The following is a 19,158-nucleotide window of genomic DNA, read 5'->3' as shown; positions in this document are numbered from 1 at the left end:
GGGATCAGGCCTTGCCCTGGTAGATCTTGATGATCTGGTCCAGCATCGCCAGCGCTTCGTCGCGCGGGCGCTGGAAGGTGTTGCGCCCGATGATGGAACCGTTGGCACCGCCGTCGCGCAGGCCGCGGATTTCTTCGTACAGACCGTCCAGGCCTTTCGCCGCGCCGCCGGAGAAGACGACGATGCGCTTGCCGTTGAAGGACGACTGCATGACGTGCTCGACCCGCTTGGCGAGGGTGGAAATGTCGATCTTCTGCGCTTCGTAGACCTTCTTCGCTTCCGGCTGCTCCAAATGGGCCGTCGGCGGCTTCACCTTGATAATATGCGCGCCGAGCTGGGCGGCCAGATGCGCCGCATAGGCGCAGACGTCGACGGCGGTTTCGCCGTCCTTCGTCAGGTCGCCGCCGCGCGGATAGGACCAGATGACGGTGGCGAGACCGACCGACTTCGCCTCTTCCGACATTTCACGGATTTCTTCCATCAGGTCGATGGCGTATTCCGACCCCGGATAGATGGTGAAGCCGATGGCGGCGCAGCCCAGTTTCAACGCATCGCCGACGGAGGCGGTGATTGCCTGGTCCTTCGTGACGGCCCAGCTGTTGGAGCTGTTGACCTTCAGGATCGTCGGGATCTGACCGGCGAAGGTATCGGCGCCGAGTTCAAGCTGACCCAGCGGCGCGGCATAGGCGTTCAGGCCCGCATCCACGGCCAGTTGATAGTGATAATGCGGGTCGTAGGCGGCCGGGTTCGGGGCGAAGGAACGGGCCGGGCCATGTTCGAAACCCTGGTCGACCGGCAGAATGACCATCTTGCCCGTGCCGGCCAGTTTGCCGTGCATCAGAATGGAGGCGATGTTGCGTTTCGTTCCCGGAGAGTCGCTTTCGTAATACGACAGGATTTTTTTGACTTTTTGTGTGACTTTCATTGCGCCGAACCCTTTGACGTTAGCAGACGGACCGCACAGGGAAACGGCGATCCAGGGAATGCCGACGGACGTCCCGCAAAACGGCCGACGGAAGATGTTGTTCGGGCAAGTGGATTACACGCAAGGGCGCGGTTTTGCAATGCCGGGCGGGTGTCGTTGCGCGCGACGTGTCAGGTGATGAGGTTGACCAGGGCTTGCGCGGTTTGTTGGCGATAGGTGCCGGCCACGTCCAGTAGGTCGAGCCGCCGCATATTCACGAAATTCGTCTGGCGTGCGACGATCGTATCGCCCTGAAGGTCTAGGAAAAACGGCGTCTTCGACTGAATGAACGCGGCGGCCTGTTCTTCCCAGCTTGCCTTGAAGATATTGGTATTCTCGGTTTTCAGGAATTCCGGAATGACGTGATAATCGGTCCCGGCATTCGCATGGAACTGGGCGAAGAAGTTCGTCGCGGACCGGCGCTTTTCCGTATTCCGGCGAATCACGATCTCGTTGCTGTCATCGACGTCGAGGAAATAGTCGTCACCCTCGATCTGGTTGCCCAGGGCCGCGTATTGCCAGTTTTCAGTCGCGGTGGCGGTGCCGTTCAGAATGTTGGTCAGCTTGCGCCCCGCTTCCTGAAGGATCAGGCGTTTGTCCGGGTCTTCGACATAATCGAAATTGGATTCCAACTGATTGATCGCGCGCACTTCGCCATCGGCATTCAGGCCGATCATGACGGGACGGCCGGTCGACTTGATCGTCTGAAATTCGGTTTCCCAAAGGGCCGAGGGCGGGGAATGCAATTCCATTTGGGCGACGCGGTTCACCGCATCGATCAGGCGAACACGCAGATTGGCCTTGGTCACGGTTTCATCGACTTGGGACCGAACCTCATCCAGGCGTTCAAGGGCCGCACGCATTTTTGATTGGTTGGCAACGGGCAGGGACGACAGATTGTCCACGTTTTGCTCGTTGACCTCGATCTCCCCGGCGTTGGAAACCTTATAGGTAAAAGGTTGCCCGGTCAGCGCGAGAAAACCGGCAACTTTCTCCCAGGTGTCCTTCGGCACGACCTCTTCATTGACGATCGCTTCGATGCGCAACTGCACATTTGCCATGATCTGCTGGCGGCCGGCATCGTATTTCGCGTTGTCGAGGACGGATTGGACGTTGGCGACACCACTGGACCGGCTGGCCGAGGCGCCCTTCAGAATCGTAAGCGCGCCCGATCCACTGTTGTTCGTGAAGGAGCCGGTCACGCTAGACATCAACGTCGTAAACAGCGACACTTTCTGAACCTTTCTTCTGTCGGTACCGAACGCAGGCCTCGTTTTCCAAGGTCACTATCGTTCGCAAAGAACGAGCTTCTGCCGTCCCAAATACATCGCTGAACGGTATACAAATATCATGCCGTTGCGCGAGAGTCACGAAAATTTGGGTTTTCGCAACCTGTCCAGCAAGCGGCCGTCGATCGCCGCGAGGCCGATTCCGATCCCGGCCATGCCGATGACGTGGCGCGCGGCCAACGCCTCGCCTAGGAACAATACGCCCAAAAGGATTGCGCTGACAGGAATCAGGAAGGTTACCAGCATCAGATTCGTCGCGCCGGCGCTGGACAGAATGCGGAAGAACAGGATGTAGGCGAGCGCGGTGGATAGGGTCGCGATCCCCAGGATGGACAGAATGGTGTCCGATCCAGGCATCGGCAGTGTCCAAGGCCGGTCGACGATAAGGACGAGCGGTAGGAGGATCATGCTTGAGACAGTCACCTGACCCGCGGCGGTAACCATGGGCGTCAGGCCCAGCCGTTTGAACCGCCGTCCGAAGATGCTGGAAAAGGCGTAGCTTGTCGCCGCGCCCAGACAGGCCAATTGGGCCAGGATGTCGATGCCGATATCCGCCAGGGCATCGACGCCGATCATGATCGCGACACCGCCGAACCCGGCCAGAACCCCGAATACCTTTGCCGGGGTCGCCCGTTCGTCGCTGGTCAGCACATGCGCCACCACGACGCCGAACAGCGGGGTGGTCGCGTTCAGAATGGCGGCGAGGGAGGACGAGATATGCGTTTGCCCCCAGGCCAGCAGAGAAAAGGGGATGGCATTGTTCAGGATGGCCATCCCAAGAAAGGACAGCCAGATGACCGGGATGCGTGGTACTGCAAGTCCGCGCAGCAGGATGACGCCCCACAGGATCAGCGCCGCCAGGAAGATGCGACCGAACACGACCGTGAAGGGTGGTAAGTCCTCAAGAGCCACCTGATTGAAGAAAAAGGAACCGCCCCAAAGTATCGACAGGGTGACCAACATCCCCCAATCGAGCGCCGACATACGCATTGTTTCCTCCTGAACATATTCGGCGGCCATTTAGCCGACGCCGCATTTTACGGAACACCCGAAACTTGCGTTAAGAACGAAAAAGCCCCCGATCCGGCGATCGGGGGCTTCCTCTTCGTTTGTCGACCGATCCGTTAGATCAGTTTGCCCATGGCGACCGCCGTGTCCGACATACGGTTGGAGAAGCCCCATTCGTTGTCGTACCAGCTCATCACGCGCACCAGGGTGCCGTCGATGACCGTGGTCTGGGTCAGATCGAAGGTCGAACTGGCCGGCGCGTGGTTGAAATCGCTGGACACCAGCGGCTCGTCATTCGTGGCCAGGACGCCCTTCAACTCGCCATTCGCGGCGGCGATGATGGCATTGTTGACCTCTTCGACCGTCGTCGCCTTCGAGGCGTCGAATTTAAGATCGATCAGCGAAACGTTGGCGGTCGGCACGCGGATGGCGGTGCCGTCCAGCTTGCCCTTCAGTTCCGGCAGAACCAGGCCGACGGCCTTCGCCGCGCCGGTCGAGGTCGGGATGATGTTCTGGGCGGCGGCGCGGGCGCGACGCAGGTCCTTGTGCAGGGTATCCACCGTCTGCTGGTCGCCGGTATAGGCGTGGATGGTGGACATGTAGCCGCGTTCGATGCCGACCGTCTTGTGCAGAACCGCCGCGACCGGGGCCAGGCAGTTCGTCGTGCAGGACGCGTTGGACACGACCAATTGATCGGCGGTCAGCGTGTTGTGGTTCACGCCATAGACGATCGTGTTGTCGGCTTCCGTGCAGGGGGCGGAGACCAGGACGCGTTTCGCACCGGCCGTCAGGTGAGCCGACGCCTTGTCCTTGGAAGCGAAGATGCCGGTGCATTCCAAGGCGATATCGATGCCCAGTTCGCCCCAGGGCAGTTCGGCCGGGTTGCGGATCGCGGTGACCTTGATCTTACCCGCACCGGCATCCATCCAGTCGTCGCCGGTGGTGACGTCATGCGGGAAACGGCCATGGACCGTGTCGTATTTCAGCAGATGCGCGTTGTCCGCGACGGAGCCGAGGTCGTTGATCGCAACGAACTCGATATCCTTCCGACCGGCTTCCATCGCCGCACGCAGGACCAGACGGCCGATCCGACCGAAACCGTTAATCGCAACCCGAACTGCCATAGGACTGTCTCCTTCCTTATTTACGCCGCACCGATTGGGGCGTTATAGCCGCGCCTTGGCGGCGTCCACGACCGCCGAAGCGGTGATACCGAAATGTTCGTACAAATCCTTGTAGGGCCCGGACGCGCCGAAACCAGTCATGCCGACAAAATCGCCATTGCAGCCAAGAACGCTGTCCCAGCCTTGGCGGATCGCGGCTTCCACGCCGATGCGGACGGTATCGCGACCAAGGACCGCGTCCCGATATTCGGCACTCTGCCGCGCGAACAATTCGAAGCATGGCATGGATACGACCGCCGTCCCGACACCGCCGGCTTCCAGCGTTTCGCGGGCCGCGACAGCGATTTCAACCTCCGATCCGGTGGCGATCAGCGTTACGGCGCGCGGACCGGCTTCCGCCTCTCGCAGGACATATCCGCCTTTCGCGCTGGCCATCTTGCCTTCGGCGCCGGTGCGCAGGACCGGCAGGTTCTGACGGGTCAACGCCAGGACGGACGGGGCATCTTCGCTTGCCAATGCAGCCGCCCAGCATTCCGCCGTTTCCACGGCATCGCAGGGACGGAAGACCAGCAGATTCGGAATGGCGCGCAGCGCGGCCATATGTTCGACCGGCTGGTGCGTCGGGCCGTCTTCGCCCAGACCGATAGAGTCATGCGTCATGACATAGACGACGCGCTGGCCCATCAGGGCGGACAGCCGGATCGACGGGCGGCAATAATCCGTGAAGACCAGGAAGGTACCGCCATAGGGAACGACGCCGCCGTGAAGAGCCATGCCGTTCATCGCGGCGGCCATGCCGTGTTCGCGCACGCCGTAGTAAACGTACCGACCCGAGAAATCGTCCGCCGAAATCGGAGCGGTCGCGGGCGTCTTTGTGTTGTTCGATCCGGTCAGGTCGGCGGACCCGCCGATCAATTCCGGGATCGCCTCGGTCAGGACCTCTAGCGCCTTTTGCGACGCGACGCGGGTCGCCAGGGACGGCTTTTCACTCAGCAGCTTTTCGATATGGCCGTCCAGGGCCGCCTGCCAGCCGCCGGGCAAGCCGCCGGACATGGCGCGGGTGAAGTCGTCCGCTTTGCCGGATGCCGCCAGCTTCGCTTCCCATGCCGCCCGCAGGGCAGCGCCTTGTGCGCCAACCGCCGTCCAGTTTTCCCGAACATCGGCGGGAATTTCGTAAGGAGCATAGGGCCAGTCGAGGGCCTTGCGGGCGCCTTCGATTTCTTCGGCACCCAACGGCGCACCGTGACTGCCGCTGGTTCCCGCCTTTTTCGGTGCACCGAAGCCGATGGTCGTCTTGCACGCGATCAGCGACGGTGTGTCGGTCGCTTTGGCGGCGGCGATCGCGGCCTCGATGGCGTCCATGTCATGCCCGTCGACCGCACGAACGTCCCAGCCGGAGGCTTCGAACCGCTTCAATTGGTCGTCGGACACGGACAGGGAGGTCGGGCCGTCGATGGAAATGCCGTTGTCATCCCACAGGACGATCAGCTTGCCCAGTTTCAGATGCCCGGCCAGAGAAATGGCTTCGTGGCTGATCCCTTCCATCAGGCAGCCGTCACCGGCGATGACATAGGTATGGTGGTCGATTAGATCGTCGCCGTACCGTGCGGCTGTCAGGCGTTCCGCCAGCGCGAAGCCGACGGCGTTGGCGATTCCCTGGCCCAGCGGCCCGGTGGTGGTTTCAATGCCGCTGGCATGGCCGAATTCCGGATGCCCTGCCGTTTTGGAGCCGAGCTGACGGAAGTTCTTGAGATCTTCCATCGACATGTCTTCGTAGCCGGTAAGGTGCAGAAGCGAGTAAATCAGCATCGACCCGTGTCCTGCGGACAGGATGAACCGGTCGCGATCCGGCCAGTTCGGCGCCTTCGGGTCGAATTTCAGGAACTTCGAAAACAGCACCGTCGCGACGTCTGCCATGCCCATCGGCATGCCGGGATGTCCGGACTTCGCCCTTTCGACGCTGTCCATGGCGAGGGCGCGGATGGCGTTCGCCATGCGGGTAAGGTCGGCTTTGGCGGGGAAAGCTGTCGGCATCGGTCTCGCGGATCCTGATCTGGCTGGAAAGGCGGCGGCAACATGCCGAGAGCGGCCCGCCGGGTCAACCGATTCTCGATGAAATTGTCGCTGTTTCCGCGTCATTTCCTTTGAACCGGGTCGGTTGACGCTGCCGGGCGCACACCCGTATTGTGATCCCCACCCGTAAACCGCGCGTTCGGAGAGACTTCCGCATGACACTTCCCGACCCACTCGAATTGGCGCTGACCAGACTGGAACAGGCGGTCGCCAAACGGATGGACGCGGCCGCCCAAGCGACAAAGGCTGCCGCCGAACAGTCTGTCGCCCGACAGGACACCGCCGTTGGCGGCGTATCCGACGACGCGCCGGGCGTGGCGGAAGACCTGCGCCGCCGTCTGGAAGCGTCGGAGGCCGAAGTGCAGAGATTGACCCGGGCGCTGGCCGTGGCGGAAAAACGCCGTGCCGACGCCTTGGCGAAGCTGGACGCCGCCGTCGGTCAGGTCGATTTGTTCCTGGCCCAGCCGGAGGTTCGGTAATCGTCATGGCCCAGGTTACGATCACGATCAACAATCGTCCCTACACCGTCGCTTGTGAAGACGGGCAGGAACCGCGTCTTCAGGAATTGGCGGATGCCCTGGATCGAGAAGTCGCGGGATTGGCGCGCGCCGTCGGTCAAATCGGCGATTCCCGCCTTCTGGTGATTTCCGGCCTGTCTCTGATAGACCGGTTGGAATCGGCACCCGCCGTTGCCCTGGCGGAGCCGGTTGAAGCCCCGGCCGCGCCGGATAATTCCCAGGAAATCGCAGCCTTGGAGGCCCGCGCGCAGGCGGCGGAGGAACAGGCCGCGACCCTTCAGGCGCAACTGGCGGAGGCGACGCAGCGGATCGACGCCCTTGCGGCGGGGTTACAAGGAGACTAAGTAATCCGCTGGGCGTGTGCTGCGCCGTTGCGTGAAGCCAAACTTGTCCCGGGGGCTATACTCTCCTCTTGGGAGCTGCCTCTGCCGGGATTCCGGTCCCGGTACCGCGGTGCCCACCTACAACTGTAGGCTCCAGAGGACCAGAGAAGAGGCCACGGCGGAGGCGGCCACGCCCGCATTGTTATCTATCGGTTCGGATATTTTTCAGCTTATGGCATCCAGTCCCACAAATGCGCCCGCGCCGGATGGCGGAGTGGCGGACCTTAAAAAGGCCGCGCGACGGCTCGCCACCGCGTCCCGCAAGGCCGCGAAAGACGCCGCGGGAAAGGATGCCGCGCACGTGTTGGCGGATCGTGTCCTCGACGGACCCGCGCGCGCGGAAGGGCTGATTCGGGCCGGATCCGTCGTGTCCGGCTTTCTGCCCATCGGCAGTGAAATCAATACATTGAAGGCGCTGGACCGGTTCCGGGAAATGGGCTGTACGGTCTGCCTTCCCTGCGTGGTGCAAAAGGATGCGCCGCTGGTCTTCCGAGCCTGGACGCCGGGTGACCTCTTGATTGAGGAAAGCTTCGGCACCCGTGCGCCCGCCGACACGGCAGCGGTGGTGGAACCCGATTTACTGCTTGTGCCGATGCTGGCCTTCGACCGGCAGGGATACCGATTGGGCTATGGCGGCGGGTTCTATGACCGCAGTCTCGATCGCTTGCGTGGGATGAAGCGTGTTGTCGCGGTCGGTGTCGCCTTTGCCGGGCAGGAGGTCGATGCCGTGCCGCATGACTCCCTGGACCAGCCATTGGATTGGATCGTGACGGAAAAGGAAGCGATCCGGCTAACAAGAGCGGATCAGATGCCGGGAACGGTACGATGAAGGTTCTGTTTCTGGGCGATATCGTCGGGCGCGCGGGCCGGGATGCCGTTGTTGCCGAATTGCCGCGTCTACGCGACCAACTGGGCCTGGATTTCGTTGTGGTGAACGGCGAAAACGCGGCCCACGGTTTCGGTATTTCCCCCAAAATCTGTGACGAACTGTTCGAGGTCGGCGTGGATGTCATCACCGGCGGCAATCACAGCTGGGACCGGGCGGAAATCCTGACTTACATCGACGAGGAACCGCGCCTGCTGCGTCCGGCGAATTTCCCACCGGGAACGCCGGGGAAGGGGACCGGGGTCTATGAAAGTCGGGGCGGCCATCGCGTCCTGGTGATCAACGTCATGTGCCGCCTGTTCATGGAAAGTCTGGACAATCCGTTCGAGGCCCTGGACCGGGCGTTGCCGGAGGGCGTGCCCTTCGATGCGGGGATGGATTTCGTCCTGGTCGACATGCATGGCGAGGCCACGTCGGAAAAATACGGTATCGGTCATTTCAGCGACGGTCGCGCCAGTCTGGTCGTCGGCACGCATACCCATGTGCCGACCGGGGACGCCCACATCCTCGAAAACGGCACGGCCTATCAGACAGATGCCGGGATGTGCGGCGATTACGACAGCATTATCGGCATGGACAAGGATGCCGCGCTAAGCCGGTTCCTGGGACATTTGCCGAAACCGCGCCTGAGCCCGGCGGAAGGGGAGGCGACCGTTTGTGGTACGGTCGTTGAAACGGACCCGAAGACCGGACTGGCGGTGTCCGTGCAGCCGTTGCGAATTGGCGGGAAACTGGCGCGGGCCTGGCCGTCGGCCTGATCTCCGAAAATCTACTGATTGGCCAAGTATTTCGCGGTGGCGTTTTCCAAGCCGGACGCGATCTTGTCGCCCATGTCCCCGCCATTCCCGCTGATGCGGTTTTCGAGAATGGTGCGCAGTGCTTTGGCGTGGGCGTTGCTGATGGCCAGAACCTGCGGGGTAACATCCTCCACCGCTTCCAGAAACCGGCAGAACGAACCCGATATCCGCGTGATCAGCGGATAGCCGAAGCTGCCCCCTTGGCCGCGCATGTCGTGCACGATCTTGAACGCTTCCGACAGGGCGGCCTTGCCGTTTCCGGATGTAGGTGTCGCCTCGCGTAAATGGGCGTCGAGTTTGCCGATATCTTCCAGCGCCCAAACCGGGAAATCTTCCGTCATCTTCCGAATGGCGGCTTCTGCACTGGCAACACGTTCGGATTTCTCAGGGCGACCGACAAAAGACGGAATAGGCGAAAAAGATGCAATATCGTCGTCGACGCTTTCCGACGGAGCCGTGTCTTCGGATGGATCTTTTGCGTTCTTGCCCATTCAAGCCACCCTTTACGGTCCCGGATGCCGCGTCGAACACGCGTCCAAGATCGGATATCCGCTCCGAATGCACTGTTCTACGGGAGAAGGCTGCATGCCTTACAACCCCGTACCTGCCCACGGCAATAATATAGTCTTCAACTGGCTTTGAAACCCGAAAGACAATCCAATATTATACTAAAATCCTGTGCAGCGTAATAACCGCGTCGCGGGCGATAGAATTCGCAAAACACTCATTAAGAGAATATTGTCGTTACTAGGGTCTTTATTACTATTTTTGGGTGAACGTGGCGCCGTCGCGTTTCAAGGGCTGTAGTTGCAAATTCCGCTGAGTCGGCCTATTGGACGCTCCCGAAGTTATGCGCGATCTGGGTTGCCCTGCCGAAGGCGGACGGCACCGGTCGCCGGAGCCGAGAATAACGCCTCTGGAAATTCCCTCTAGAGGGTTTCCGAACCGCTCGGCGGGACAGACGTCATCGGTCCCAAGTCCCGGGATCGCAACATCGATGGTGAGAGTATGGCCGGCCATTCAAAGTTTAAGAACATCATGTACCGCAAGGGGGCGCAGGACCGGAAACGGGCGCAACTCTTTGCGAAGCTCGGTAAGGAAATCATGGTCGCGGCCAAGATGGGCGGCGGCGATCCTGATTCGAATTCGCGCCTGCGTCTGGCCATCCAGACGGCCCGTGCGCAGTCGATGCCGAAGGACAATATCGAACGCGCCATTCAAAAGGGAGCGGGCGGCGGTGACGGCACCGATTACGAAGAAATCCGCTACGAAGGCTACGGTCCGGGCGGCATCGCGGTTATCGTCGACGTCCTGACCGACAACCGCAATCGCTCGGCGGCGGAAGTCCGCTCCATCTTCAACAAAAGCGGCGGCAATATGGGGGAAACGGGATCCGTCTCCTTCATGTTCGACCGCGTCGGCCAGATCGTGCTGAAAGCCGGCGTCGGGGACGCCGATACGGTGTTCGAGGCGGCGCTGGAAGCCGGCGCCGAAGACGTCACCAGTTCCGAAGACAGTCATGAAATCATCTGTGCGTCGGACGACCTGAACGACGTGTCGACGGCCCTGGAGGCGAAATTCGGCGATGCCGAGGAATCCAAGCTGATCTGGAAGCCGCGGACGCTGACGGCGGTGGAAGGCGACACGGCGGTGTCCCTGTTGAAGCTGTTGGACAATCTGGACGACAATGACGACGTTCAGAACGTCTATGCCAATTACGACATCGCCGACGACGTGATGGAATCGCTCGCGAACGGTTAGGTCCGGCAGCCGGCCGGTCCGCGCCGAAGCGTCAATCGGGAGTCCGTATCGCATGCGTATTCTCGGTCTCGATCCGGGGCTGCGGCACACCGGGTGGGGGGTCGTCGACTGCCAGAGCGGCCGTCTGCGCTTCGTCGCCTGCGGTGCCGTGCACCCGCCAGCGGATGTCGAAATGGCGGCGCGGCTGAAGGCCCTGCACGACGGCATCGCGGAGGTGATCCGCGAATGGAAGCCGGACGAGGCCGCGGTCGAGGAAACCTTCCTGAACAAGAATCCGGGCACGACGCTGAAGCTGGGGCATGCCCGGGGCGTCGTTCTGCTGGTGCCTGCCTTGTTCGACCTGCCGGTTGCGGAATATTCGGCCAAAAGCGTGAAACAAGCCGTCGTCGGGACCGGCGGCGCGTCGAAGGATCAGATCGAAATTATGGTCCGGACCTTGCTCCCGGGCTCGAATCCCCAGACGGCTGATGCATCGGATGCGTTGGCCGTGGCCATTTGCCATGGGCACCGCGCCGATACCGACCGCCGCTGGGCGGCCGGAACCCGGCAATAGCAGAGGCGGGAGGAGAGGCGGGGCATGTTCGCGAGGCTCAAAGGTCTGCTGGACGAGGTCGGCGAGGATACCGTGATCGTCGATGTCGGCGGCGTCGGCTATCTCGTCTATTGTTCCAGCCGGACGCTGGGCGCGTTGCCGGGCATAGGGGAGGCGGTTCGTCTGGAAATCGAAACCCATGTCCGGGAAGATCACATCCATTTGTACGGATTCCTGGATAAGAGCGAGCGCGATTGGTTCCGCCTGTTGACCACGGTGCAGGGCGTCGGGGCGCGGGTCGGGCTGGCCATTCTGTCCGTCCTGGCCCCGGATGCGCTGACCCAGGCGGTTGCCGCGCAGGACAAGGCGGCGGTGGCCCGCGCCAATGGCGTCGGACCGAAACTGGCGCAGCGGATCGTCTCCGAACTCAAGGACAAGGTTGGCGGCATGGCGCTGGGACCGGTCGCGTCGGCGAAACCGGCGTCGGGTCAGGCGGCGCCGGCAGATGCCGGGGCGACGGAAGACGCGGTGTCCGCCCTCGTCAATCTGGGTTATGGCCGCAGCGATGCGTTTACCGCCGTGGCGAAAGCCGCGCGGTCGGGTGAAGGATCGGATGTCTCCAGCCTGATCCGTCTGGCCCTGCGGGAGCTTGGCCGATGAGCGATCCCGACAATCGGATGGTCAGCCCTGAGGCCGATGCCGAAGACCAACGGGACAGCACCGTTCGGCCGCTGACCCTGTCGGAATTCGTCGGTCAGGGCGCGGTTAAGGAAAACCTGAAGGTCTTTGTCGATGCTGCCCGTCAGCGGGCGGAAGCCATGGACCATGTTCTGTTCTACGGGCCGCCAGGGCTGGGCAAGACGACCCTGGCGCAGATCGTCAGCCGCGAATTGGGCGTGGGGTTCCGCGCGACCTCCGGCCCCGTGATTGCGAAGGCGGGGGATCTGGCGGCGTTGCTGACCAACCTGCAGCCGCGCGACGTTCTGTTCATTGATGAAATTCACCGCCTGTCGCCGGCGGTGGAGGAAATTCTCTATCCGGCGATGGAGGATTTTCAGCTCGACCTGATCATCGGGGAGGGGCCTGCCGCGCGGTCCGTGCGGATTGATCTGCCGCCGTTCACCCTGGTCGCCGCGACGACGCGCGCCGGGTTGATTACGACGCCGCTACGCGAACGCTTCGGCATTCCCCTGCACATGAATTTCTATACGGAAGACGAACTGACATTCATCGTCGAACGCGCGGCGCGTGTCCTGTCCATGGATATGACGGAAGACGGCGCGCGGGAAGTTGCCCGCCGCAGTCGGGGGACGCCGCGCGTCGCCAACCGATTGCTGCGCCGGGTGCGGGACTTCGCGTCCATTTTCGGGTCCGGCCCGATCGATGCGGCGGCCGCGGATTCCGCCTTGCTGCGTCTGGATGTCGATAAGCGCGGGCTGGATGCGATGGACCGCCGGTATCTGGGCTGTATCGCTGAAAACTACGGCGGCGGACCGGTCGGGGCGGAAACGCTTGCCGCCGCGCTGGGCAACGAACGGGATGTGCTGGAGGAGGTTGTGGAACCCTTCCTGATCCAGCAGGGGCTGGTGCAGCGCACGCCGCGCGGGCGCATGCTGACGCGGCAGGGGTGGTCCTATATCGGGCTGGAAATGCCCGCGCCGATGGCCGCGCAACTCGATCTGCTGCAGAAGGCCGCGCCCACGGGGGATGAGGATGCGTAAACCCGCCCATCGGACGCCCATTAGGGTTTATTACGAAGACACGGACTCCGGCGGAATCGTCTACTATGCGAACTATCTGAAATTCGCGGAACGCGGACGGACGGAGTTATTGCGGTCGATCGGGTTCGATCATCGGACAATGGCGGATGAGTACGGTTTGGGTTTTGTCGTGCGGCGATGCTGCGCGGATTACCGGAAACCGGCGCGGCTGGACGACCTGCTGACGGTCGAAACGTCGCTGGTGAAATTGGCGGGTGCGAGTGCCGAAATGGCCCAACGTGTCCTTATTAATGACACGATCTTGTGCGAATTGGCTGTCACTCTCGGTTTGGTGGACGGGACGGGACGCCCCAGGCGTTTTCCCGACCCTGTGCGTGCCAGCCTGACCGAGGTGATGGAGTCTGGGTCGACCGAGGACAACTGACCGGCGACCGAAGTGGAAGGAAAAGGGTAGACCATGGAACAGCAGCCGGGAGTCGATGCCGGGGGAGGCATCGTCGACACCGTGATTACCGGGCAGGCGATGATGGATCACGCGGGTGATCTGTCGGTCATGTCCCTGTTTCTCGAAGCGGACATGATCGTCAAGATCGTGATGATCCTGCTTGCCCTCGCGTCGATCTGGTCTTGGGCGATCATCTTCGAAAAGCTGATGCGCTTCCGCCGGATGCGGACATTGGCATCCCGTTTCGAAGACGCTTTCTGGTCCGGCGGTTCGCTGGAAGACCTCTATGGCCGGATCGGGCAATATCCCGCCGATCCGATGTCCTCTATCTTCTCCGCCGCGATGCGTGAATGGGAACGTTCCGCCGCGCGCGTGACGTCCGGTTCCGCCGCTTTCCTGCAGCAGCGCATCGAACGCGTCATGCAACTGACGATGAACCGCGAAATCGACAAGCTGGAACGCTATTTGCCGTTTCTGGCCTCCGTCGGGTCGGCGGCGCCCTTTGTCGGTCTGTTTGGAACGGTCTGGGGGATCATGAACTCCTTCTCCTCCATCGCCGCCAGCAACCAGACTAGCCTTGCCGTCGTTGCGCCGGGCATCGCGGAGGCGCTGTTCGCCACCGCGCTGGGTCTCGTCGCGGCCATTCCGGCGACCCTGGCCTATAACAAGCTGTCCGCCGATCTGGGACGTTATGCCGGTCGTCTGGAAAGCTTCGCCGGGGAATTCGCCGCCATCATCTCCCGCCAACTCGACGAGCGGAGCTGACCCATGGGCGTGCAACTCGGTCCAGGGCGTCCGGGCGCTTCGGGACGCGGCAAATACCGGCCGATGTCGGAAATCAATGTGACGCCCTTCGTGGACGTCATGCTGGTGCTGCTGATCGTCTTCATGGTGACGGCGCCGCTGTTGAGTGTCGGTGTGCCCGTCGACCTGCCGAAGACCGAGGCCGCGACCCTGAACGACAGCGACGAACCGCTGGTCGTGACCGTCAATCGCGACGGCGAGGTCTATCTGGACGAGGAACCGACGGATCTTGCGCGGCTGGTCGCAACCCTGGTTGCCACGCATGGTGCCAATCCGGATATCCGGATCTTCGTGCGCGGCGACGAAAACATCGCCTATGGCCGGGTTATGGAAGTCATGGGCAAGATCAGCGCCGCCGGGTTCAAGAAGGTGGCGCTGCTGGCGAAATTGCCTGAGCAGGCGAACTAGGCGGCGATTGATCCGACGATGCGCGGTCCCCTGATCACATCGATCCTGATGCATATCGCAATCGTTGCCGCGGCCTTCATTTCCTGGCCCAGCAGCGACCGGGAGCTTTTGGAACTGGGCGGTGAACAGTCGTTCGAGGTGGTGAGCGAGGAAGAGCTTGCCGCCATGCCGACGCCGGACCCCGCGCCGGAGGAACCGAAAGACCCCGAACCGCAGGAAACCAAGCCGGACGAACCGCCGCCGCCCCCTCCGCCGCCGGAGCCGACACCGCCGCCGCCCCCACCGCCGCCACCGCCGCCACCGCCGGAACCGACCCCGCCGGAACCGGTGCCGGAGCCTGAACCCGAGCCGGAACCCGTGCCGGAGCCGGAGCCTGAACCGCTGCCCACGCCGGACCCTGAGCCGGTGCCGGAACCGGAACCCAAGCCGGAACCGAAGCCGCAGCAAGCCGCCGCGACGCCGCCCGCATTCCAGCCGCCGGCGAAACCGAAGCCGCCGGAGCCGCCGAAACCGGACTTTGCGTCCTCGGTCCTGAATACGCTGGCGAAGGTTGACGAGGCCCCGCGCCCGAAACCGAATCCGGAAGAAAAGCCCAAAGAGGTCACGACGTTGAACGACGCCGTTGCCGCCGCGTTGGGCAATCGGACGAACGCAACCCCCGCGACGCGGATAACCTCGCCCGGTCTGACGGATTCGGAACTGGCCGTGGTGCGGGATCAGATCGTGCGCTGTTGGAACCCGCCTGTCGGGGCGGCTAATGCAAAGGACATGTTGGCGGTGGTAGAAATCGATATGAACCGCGATAAATCGGTCGCACGGGCGGAGGTGACGGAACTCTCTGCCTCCGCGACTCAGCAGTTTGGGGAAAGTGTCGTCCGAGCGGTAAATAAGTGTTCGCCGCTGAAACTTCCGGACGGCAAGTATTCGGAATGGAACCGGATTATCCTGACCTTCACACCGCGTGATATGGTGTTCTAGGTTCCGGGTAATCTTCAATAACGGCCCTACGGAAACGATGATGGTGACGGTGATGAAACAGGCTTTTACGGCGACCCTGGCGCTGGCGGTTGTGATTCTGGGAACGGCACTGTCGGGTCCGGCCCGGGCGGAGGTCCGGATCGACATTACGCGCGGCAATGTGGAACCCATGCCGATCGCGATTTCCGAATTCTTCGGGTTGAGCGCGCCGGAGACAGAACTGGGCAAAAACATCGCCGATGTCATCCAGAACAATCTGGTGAATTCCGGTCTGTTCCGCGCCATCGACCGCGCCGCCTTCAACCAGGACTCGCAGAGCCTCGCGGTGCGCCCGCGCTTCGAATCCTGGCGTAAGATCGACGCGCAGGCCCTGGTCAGCGGCAAGATATCCACGGAAGCGGACGGCCGTATCACCGTCGAATTCCGGCTGTGGGACGTGTTCGCCGCCGAACATATGCTGGGCCGCCGCTATTCCGCCGACGCGGCCAGTTGGCGCCGAATTGCCCATGTCGTATCCGACGCGATCTACAAGCGGATCACCGGGGAAGAAGGCTATTTCGACAGTCAGATCGTCTATGTCGCGAAAAGCGGCCCGAAGGACAAACGCATCCACAAACTGGCGATCATGGACCAGGACGGCGCCAACCATCGTTACCTCACGGACGGCAGCAGCCTTGTCGTGAAGCCGCGGTTCTCCCCGGCGCGCAAGGAAATCGTTTATCTGGACTTCTACAACAACACGCCGCGCGTCTATCTGTTCAATCTCGAAACCGGTCGGCGCGAGGTTTTGGGACCGTATAACGGCATGACGTTCTCGCCGCGGTTTTCGCCGGATGGCAACCGCGTGGTCATGACGTTCGAAGAAAACGGCAATTCCGAAATCTATGTCATGGACCTGCGCACGCGTCAGTCTACGCGGCTTACCAAAGACCCGGCGATCGACACGTCGCCCAGCTTCGCGCCGGACGGAAATCGCGTAACCTTCGAATCGGATCGCGGCGGGTCGCAGCAAATCTACGTCATGAATGCCGACGGCACGGATCAGCATAGGATCAGCTTCGGTGAAGGGGTATACGGCACGCCGGTCTGGTCGCCTCGCGGGGATTTGATCGCGTTTACGAAAATCCTGCGCGGGGAGTTCTTTATCGGCGTCATGCGCCCGGACGGAACCGGCGAACGGCTGCTTGTCGGCGGCTATCACAACGAGGGTCCGACCTGGTCCCCGAACGGCCGTGTCCTGATGTATTACCGGGAAACGCGTGGGGAAAAGGGCGAATCCTATCTCTATTCCATCGACCTTACCGGATATAACGAACGGCTTATTGCGACACCGGGCTATGCCGCCGACCCGGCGTGGTCGCCCCTCAATCGGTAGTCACTCGGCAAAAATGCACGTCGCATTGCTGCAACAGGACGGGAAGATTTTGTAAATGTTTCCGAAATTTGTCTGCATTTCCGCCGGTTACTATTGAAAATGAAATGCCGACATGCTTATTATTGCACCGCCGAAGGGTGGAGGTGGTCCGCATTTCCATCACGTGTCGGATGAAAACGAGATGTTTACTCGCCGATTTTTCGGCGATCGCGTAGGGGGTACCTCAATGCGCTTGAAAGTTATTGCGATGCTGGCGGCTGTTAGCTTGGTCGCCGCCTGCTCCTCGTCCGGTGAAGAAGCCGCGACGACGGAAAACACCGGCACTCAAACCACCGCTGCGCCGCCGCCGCCCGCCCCGTCGGGTCCGGTCGCCGGATCGCGCGAACACTTCATTCAGGTCGCCGGCGATCGCGTCTTCTTCGCGTTCGACCGTTCGGACCTGTCTGATCAGGCGCAAAGCACGCTCGACGCGCAGGCCGCTTGGTTGGGCAGCTTCCCGGCCGTGACCGTCACGATCGAAGGCCATGCCGACGAACGTGGCACGGATGACTACAACTTGGCGCTCAGCGCCCGTCGTGCCGCCGCTGCCCGCGATTATCTGATCGCGAAAGGCGTTGCCGCCGGTCGTATCGAAACGCTGGCCTATGGCGAAAGCCGCCCGGCCGCGATCGGCTCGAACGAAGCCGCCTGGGCCCAGAACCGTCGCGCGGTCACCGTGCTGACGGGTGGTCTCGGCAGCTGATCCGTTCAGCGCTTACCGCTTAAAGAAACGGCCGCTGGTTCATCCGGCGGCCGTTTTTTTGTCTCGCATTTCCGCCAGCAGGCTGCCTTTTTCTTGCCATCCTGACGCGGCAGAATAATGCTTGAGCGATTATCCCTAACAAGATGTAAGGCATATCCCGTGTTTTATCGGTCCGTTCTCCGCAGCTTCACCATCGGATGTTCCGCCGCCGCGTTCCTGGCCGTTGCCTCGCCCGCCGTGCAGGCCCAGGATTTATCGCGCGAGATCCAGACGCTGAAACGCGATCTCGCCGATCTGCAGCGCTATATCTACAACGGTCAGTCCGGCACGCCTCCGCAATCGCTCGGTCAGACGGGCGGTTCGACGGAAGTATCCGGCGACGTTGCCGCGCATCTTCAGGTGAAGATCCAGGAAATTGAACACAATATCCGTAACCTGAACGGACGGGTGGAAGAGGCTGATTTCAAGCTGCGGCAATTGACGCAACGTTTGGATACGGCGCTGGCCGATATGGAATACCGTCTGTCCCGTCTTGAAGGCGGCAACCCGGTCCCGCCCGGACAAGTGTCGTCGACTGGCGGGCAACCGACGGCGCAGGCTCAGGGAACGGCTTCAGGCGCGAGCGGCCAGCAGATTATTCCGGTGCCGGGGCAACAACCGGCATCGCCGTCCATCGGCACCACGGTGATTTCCTCCGCCGGGACCGAAACGCCGGCCAGTGCTCAGAACGCGCCGTCAGGCGGGACGCTGGGCAGTCTCATTCTCGATGCGCAGGGCAATGTCGTGGGCGGGCAAGCGTCTGTATCCGCCACCCAGGGCTCCGGCCCCGCCCCCCAGGCGGGCAGTCCCGCGACGCCGCCCCCGGCGCCCAATACGATCGCCAGTTCCGGCCCGGTGGAAGGCGCGGATCTGGCGCAGGCCGGTCAGGCCTCGACGGCATCGCTGCCGACGGAACCGCAGGCCTTATACGATTACAGCCTCGGCCTCATGCGGCAGGGTGATTATCCGGGCGCGGAAAACGCGCTGCGGGTCTTCCTGGATCAGCATTCCAACAGCGACCTGACGGGGGCCGCGCTCTATTGGTTGGGTGAAACCTATTATGTCCGGAATAACTACCGGGACGCAGCCTTCTCCTTCATCGACGTCTATTCGAAGTATCCGAAGAATTCGAAGGCGCCGGACAGCCTGTTGAAGCTGGGCATGTCCCTGCACGCGCTCGGCAATAAGGCGGAGGCCTGTTCGGCCTTCCAGACCTTGAAGGCGGATTACCCGGATGCGCGTCGCGCCGTGCTGAAACTGGCGGAAGAACGGGCGGCGGAATACGGCTGCTAACGAAATGGGGGGTGGCCG

21 protein-coding genes and 1 other RNA gene are annotated in these 19,158 nt (G+C 62.1%); 16 read left to right on the top strand and 6 right to left on the bottom strand.

What is annotated here, in order from left to right:
* Positions 1-4: 4 nt before the first annotated feature.
* The 5 genes from HH303_RS00600 to tkt form a co-directional block, all read right to left on the bottom strand.
* On the bottom strand, positions 5-925 hold the full coding sequence (locus tag HH303_RS00600; protein WP_169623269.1) for a class I fructose-bisphosphate aldolase: 921 nt from the start codon (positions 923-925) through the stop codon (positions 5-7).
* 170 nt (positions 926-1,095) lie between these two features.
* Positions 1,096-2,196, bottom strand: a complete 1,101-nt coding sequence (locus tag HH303_RS00595) for a hypothetical protein (protein WP_169623268.1) — start codon at positions 2,194-2,196, stop codon at positions 1,096-1,098.
* 135 nt (positions 2,197-2,331) lie between these two features.
* Entirely contained in the window at positions 2,332-3,243 is a 912-nt protein-coding gene (locus tag HH303_RS00590; RefSeq protein ID WP_169623267.1) for a DMT family transporter, read from the bottom strand.
* 134 nt (positions 3,244-3,377) lie between these two features.
* A complete protein-coding gene (gene gap, locus HH303_RS00585; RefSeq protein WP_169623266.1) occupies positions 3,378-4,385 on the bottom strand; it encodes a type I glyceraldehyde-3-phosphate dehydrogenase in 1,008 nt (335 codons plus the stop codon).
* 42 nt (positions 4,386-4,427) lie between these two features.
* Positions 4,428-6,419, bottom strand: coding sequence for a transketolase (gene tkt / locus HH303_RS00580; RefSeq protein ID WP_169623265.1), 1,992 nt, complete (start codon positions 6,417-6,419; stop codon positions 4,428-4,430).
* A 194-nt stretch (positions 6,420-6,613) separates the two neighbouring features.
* On the opposite strand from tkt, the gene HH303_RS00575 reads away from it, so the two are divergent.
* From HH303_RS00575 to HH303_RS00560, 5 genes are all read left to right on the top strand, one after another.
* Positions 6,614-6,937 (top strand): hypothetical protein, encoded by a 324-nt coding sequence (locus tag HH303_RS00575; protein ID WP_169623264.1) that lies wholly within the window; start codon positions 6,614-6,616, stop codon positions 6,935-6,937.
* Positions 6,938-6,942: 5 nt separating this feature from the next.
* A complete protein-coding gene (locus HH303_RS00570) occupies positions 6,943-7,320 on the top strand; it encodes a cell division protein ZapA (RefSeq protein WP_169623263.1) in 378 nt (125 codons plus the stop codon).
* A 13-nt stretch (positions 7,321-7,333) separates the two neighbouring features.
* Positions 7,334-7,493, top strand: a non-coding RNA gene (ssrS, locus tag HH303_RS20375) — 6S RNA.
* Positions 7,494-7,573: 80 nt separating this feature from the next.
* Entirely contained in the window at positions 7,574-8,188 is a 615-nt protein-coding gene (locus HH303_RS00565) for a 5-formyltetrahydrofolate cyclo-ligase (RefSeq protein WP_319637265.1), read from the top strand.
* Positions 8,185-9,003, top strand: coding sequence for a TIGR00282 family metallophosphoesterase (locus tag HH303_RS00560; RefSeq protein ID WP_169623261.1), 819 nt, complete (start codon positions 8,185-8,187; stop codon positions 9,001-9,003). The genes HH303_RS00565 and HH303_RS00560 overlap by 4 nt, the downstream gene beginning before the upstream one ends.
* 11 nt (positions 9,004-9,014) lie before the next feature.
* Here HH303_RS00560 and HH303_RS00555 read toward each other — a convergent pair whose 3' ends face one another.
* Positions 9,015-9,533, bottom strand: coding sequence for a hypothetical protein (locus tag HH303_RS00555; RefSeq protein WP_169623260.1), 519 nt, complete (start codon positions 9,531-9,533; stop codon positions 9,015-9,017).
* Positions 9,534-10,050: 517 nt separating this feature from the next.
* Here HH303_RS00555 and HH303_RS00550 point away from each other — a divergent pair.
* The 11 genes from HH303_RS00550 to ybgF all read left to right on the top strand — a co-directional run bounded on the left by HH303_RS00550 (position 10,051) and on the right by ybgF (position 19,140).
* A complete protein-coding gene (locus tag HH303_RS00550) occupies positions 10,051-10,803 on the top strand; it encodes a YebC/PmpR family DNA-binding transcriptional regulator (protein ID WP_169623259.1) in 753 nt (250 codons plus the stop codon).
* Between the two features lie 52 nt (positions 10,804-10,855).
* Entirely contained in the window at positions 10,856-11,356 is a 501-nt protein-coding gene (ruvC, locus tag HH303_RS00545) for a crossover junction endodeoxyribonuclease RuvC (protein ID WP_169623258.1), read from the top strand.
* Positions 11,357-11,380: 24 nt separating this feature from the next.
* A complete protein-coding gene (gene ruvA / locus HH303_RS00540) occupies positions 11,381-11,995 on the top strand; it encodes a Holliday junction branch migration protein RuvA (RefSeq protein ID WP_169623257.1) in 615 nt (204 codons plus the stop codon).
* Positions 11,992-13,056, top strand: a complete 1,065-nt coding sequence (ruvB, locus tag HH303_RS00535; RefSeq protein WP_169623256.1) for a Holliday junction branch migration DNA helicase RuvB — start codon at positions 11,992-11,994, stop codon at positions 13,054-13,056. The genes ruvA and ruvB overlap by 4 nt, the downstream gene beginning before the upstream one ends.
* Entirely contained in the window at positions 13,049-13,480 is a 432-nt protein-coding gene (gene ybgC, locus HH303_RS00530; RefSeq protein WP_169623255.1) for a tol-pal system-associated acyl-CoA thioesterase, read from the top strand. The genes ruvB and ybgC overlap by 8 nt, the downstream gene beginning before the upstream one ends.
* 33 nt (positions 13,481-13,513) lie before the next feature.
* Positions 13,514-14,266, top strand: coding sequence for a protein TolQ (gene tolQ / locus HH303_RS00525; protein ID WP_406610618.1), 753 nt, complete (start codon positions 13,514-13,516; stop codon positions 14,264-14,266).
* A 63-nt stretch (positions 14,267-14,329) separates the two neighbouring features.
* Positions 14,330-14,713, top strand: a complete 384-nt coding sequence (gene tolR / locus HH303_RS00520) for a protein TolR (protein WP_319637264.1) — start codon at positions 14,330-14,332, stop codon at positions 14,711-14,713.
* An 18-nt stretch (positions 14,714-14,731) separates the two neighbouring features.
* Entirely contained in the window at positions 14,732-15,691 is a 960-nt protein-coding gene (locus tag HH303_RS19935) for a TonB C-terminal domain-containing protein (protein WP_227421447.1), read from the top strand.
* A 40-nt stretch (positions 15,692-15,731) separates the two neighbouring features.
* The gene (gene tolB / locus HH303_RS00510; protein WP_169624120.1) at positions 15,732-17,066 is read left to right on the top strand and encodes a Tol-Pal system beta propeller repeat protein TolB; all 1,335 of its coding nucleotides are present in this window, start codon (positions 15,732-15,734) and stop codon (positions 17,064-17,066) included.
* Positions 17,067-17,292: 226 nt separating this feature from the next.
* The gene (pal, locus tag HH303_RS00505) at positions 17,293-17,808 is read left to right on the top strand and encodes a peptidoglycan-associated lipoprotein Pal (RefSeq protein ID WP_169623253.1); all 516 of its coding nucleotides are present in this window, start codon (positions 17,293-17,295) and stop codon (positions 17,806-17,808) included.
* A 159-nt stretch (positions 17,809-17,967) separates the two neighbouring features.
* Complete coding sequence (ybgF, locus tag HH303_RS00500) at positions 17,968-19,140, top strand: tol-pal system protein YbgF (protein WP_169623252.1); 1,173 nt, start codon at positions 17,968-17,970, stop codon at positions 19,138-19,140.
* Positions 19,141-19,158: the final 18 nt, after the last annotated feature.

The organism is Pacificispira spongiicola, from assembly GCF_012926505.1.
GTDB lineage: Bacteria > Pseudomonadota > Alphaproteobacteria > UBA8366 > Aestuariispiraceae > Pacificispira > Pacificispira spongiicola.
This window is presented reverse-complemented; position numbering and strand designations above follow the sequence as displayed.

Coding starts and splice junctions, on each gene's coding strand:
- HH303_RS00600 (WP_169623269.1), bottom strand. CDS start 925: ATGAAAGTCACACAAAAAGTCAAAAAAATCCTGTCGTATTACGAAAGC.
- HH303_RS00590 (WP_169623267.1), bottom strand. CDS start 3,243: ATGCGTATGTCGGCGCTCGATTGGGGGATGTTGGTCACCCTGTCGATA.
- gap (WP_169623266.1), bottom strand. CDS start 4,385: ATGGCAGTTCGGGTTGCGATTAACGGTTTCGGTCGGATCGGCCGTCTG.
- tkt (WP_169623265.1), bottom strand. CDS start 6,419: ATGCCGACAGCTTTCCCCGCCAAAGCCGACCTTACCCGCATGGCGAAC.
- HH303_RS00575 (WP_169623264.1), top strand. CDS start 6,614: ATGACACTTCCCGACCCACTCGAATTGGCGCTGACCAGACTGGAACAG.
- HH303_RS00570 (WP_169623263.1), top strand. CDS start 6,943: ATGGCCCAGGTTACGATCACGATCAACAATCGTCCCTACACCGTCGCT.
- HH303_RS00560 (WP_169623261.1), top strand. CDS start 8,185: ATGAAGGTTCTGTTTCTGGGCGATATCGTCGGGCGCGCGGGCCGGGAT.
- HH303_RS00555 (WP_169623260.1), bottom strand. CDS start 9,533: ATGGGCAAGAACGCAAAAGATCCATCCGAAGACACGGCTCCGTCGGAA.
- HH303_RS00550 (WP_169623259.1), top strand. CDS start 10,051: ATGGCCGGCCATTCAAAGTTTAAGAACATCATGTACCGCAAGGGGGCG.
- ruvC (WP_169623258.1), top strand. CDS start 10,856: ATGCGTATTCTCGGTCTCGATCCGGGGCTGCGGCACACCGGGTGGGGG.
- ruvA (WP_169623257.1), top strand. CDS start 11,381: ATGTTCGCGAGGCTCAAAGGTCTGCTGGACGAGGTCGGCGAGGATACC.
- ruvB (WP_169623256.1), top strand. CDS start 11,992: ATGAGCGATCCCGACAATCGGATGGTCAGCCCTGAGGCCGATGCCGAA.
- ybgC (WP_169623255.1), top strand. CDS start 13,049: ATGCGTAAACCCGCCCATCGGACGCCCATTAGGGTTTATTACGAAGAC.
- tolQ (WP_406610618.1), top strand. CDS start 13,514: ATGGAACAGCAGCCGGGAGTCGATGCCGGGGGAGGCATCGTCGACACC.
- tolR (WP_319637264.1), top strand. CDS start 14,330: ATGTCGGAAATCAATGTGACGCCCTTCGTGGACGTCATGCTGGTGCTG.
- HH303_RS19935 (WP_227421447.1), top strand. CDS start 14,732: ATGCGCGGTCCCCTGATCACATCGATCCTGATGCATATCGCAATCGTT.
- tolB (WP_169624120.1), top strand. CDS start 15,732: ATGGTGACGGTGATGAAACAGGCTTTTACGGCGACCCTGGCGCTGGCG.
- pal (WP_169623253.1), top strand. CDS start 17,293: ATGCGCTTGAAAGTTATTGCGATGCTGGCGGCTGTTAGCTTGGTCGCC.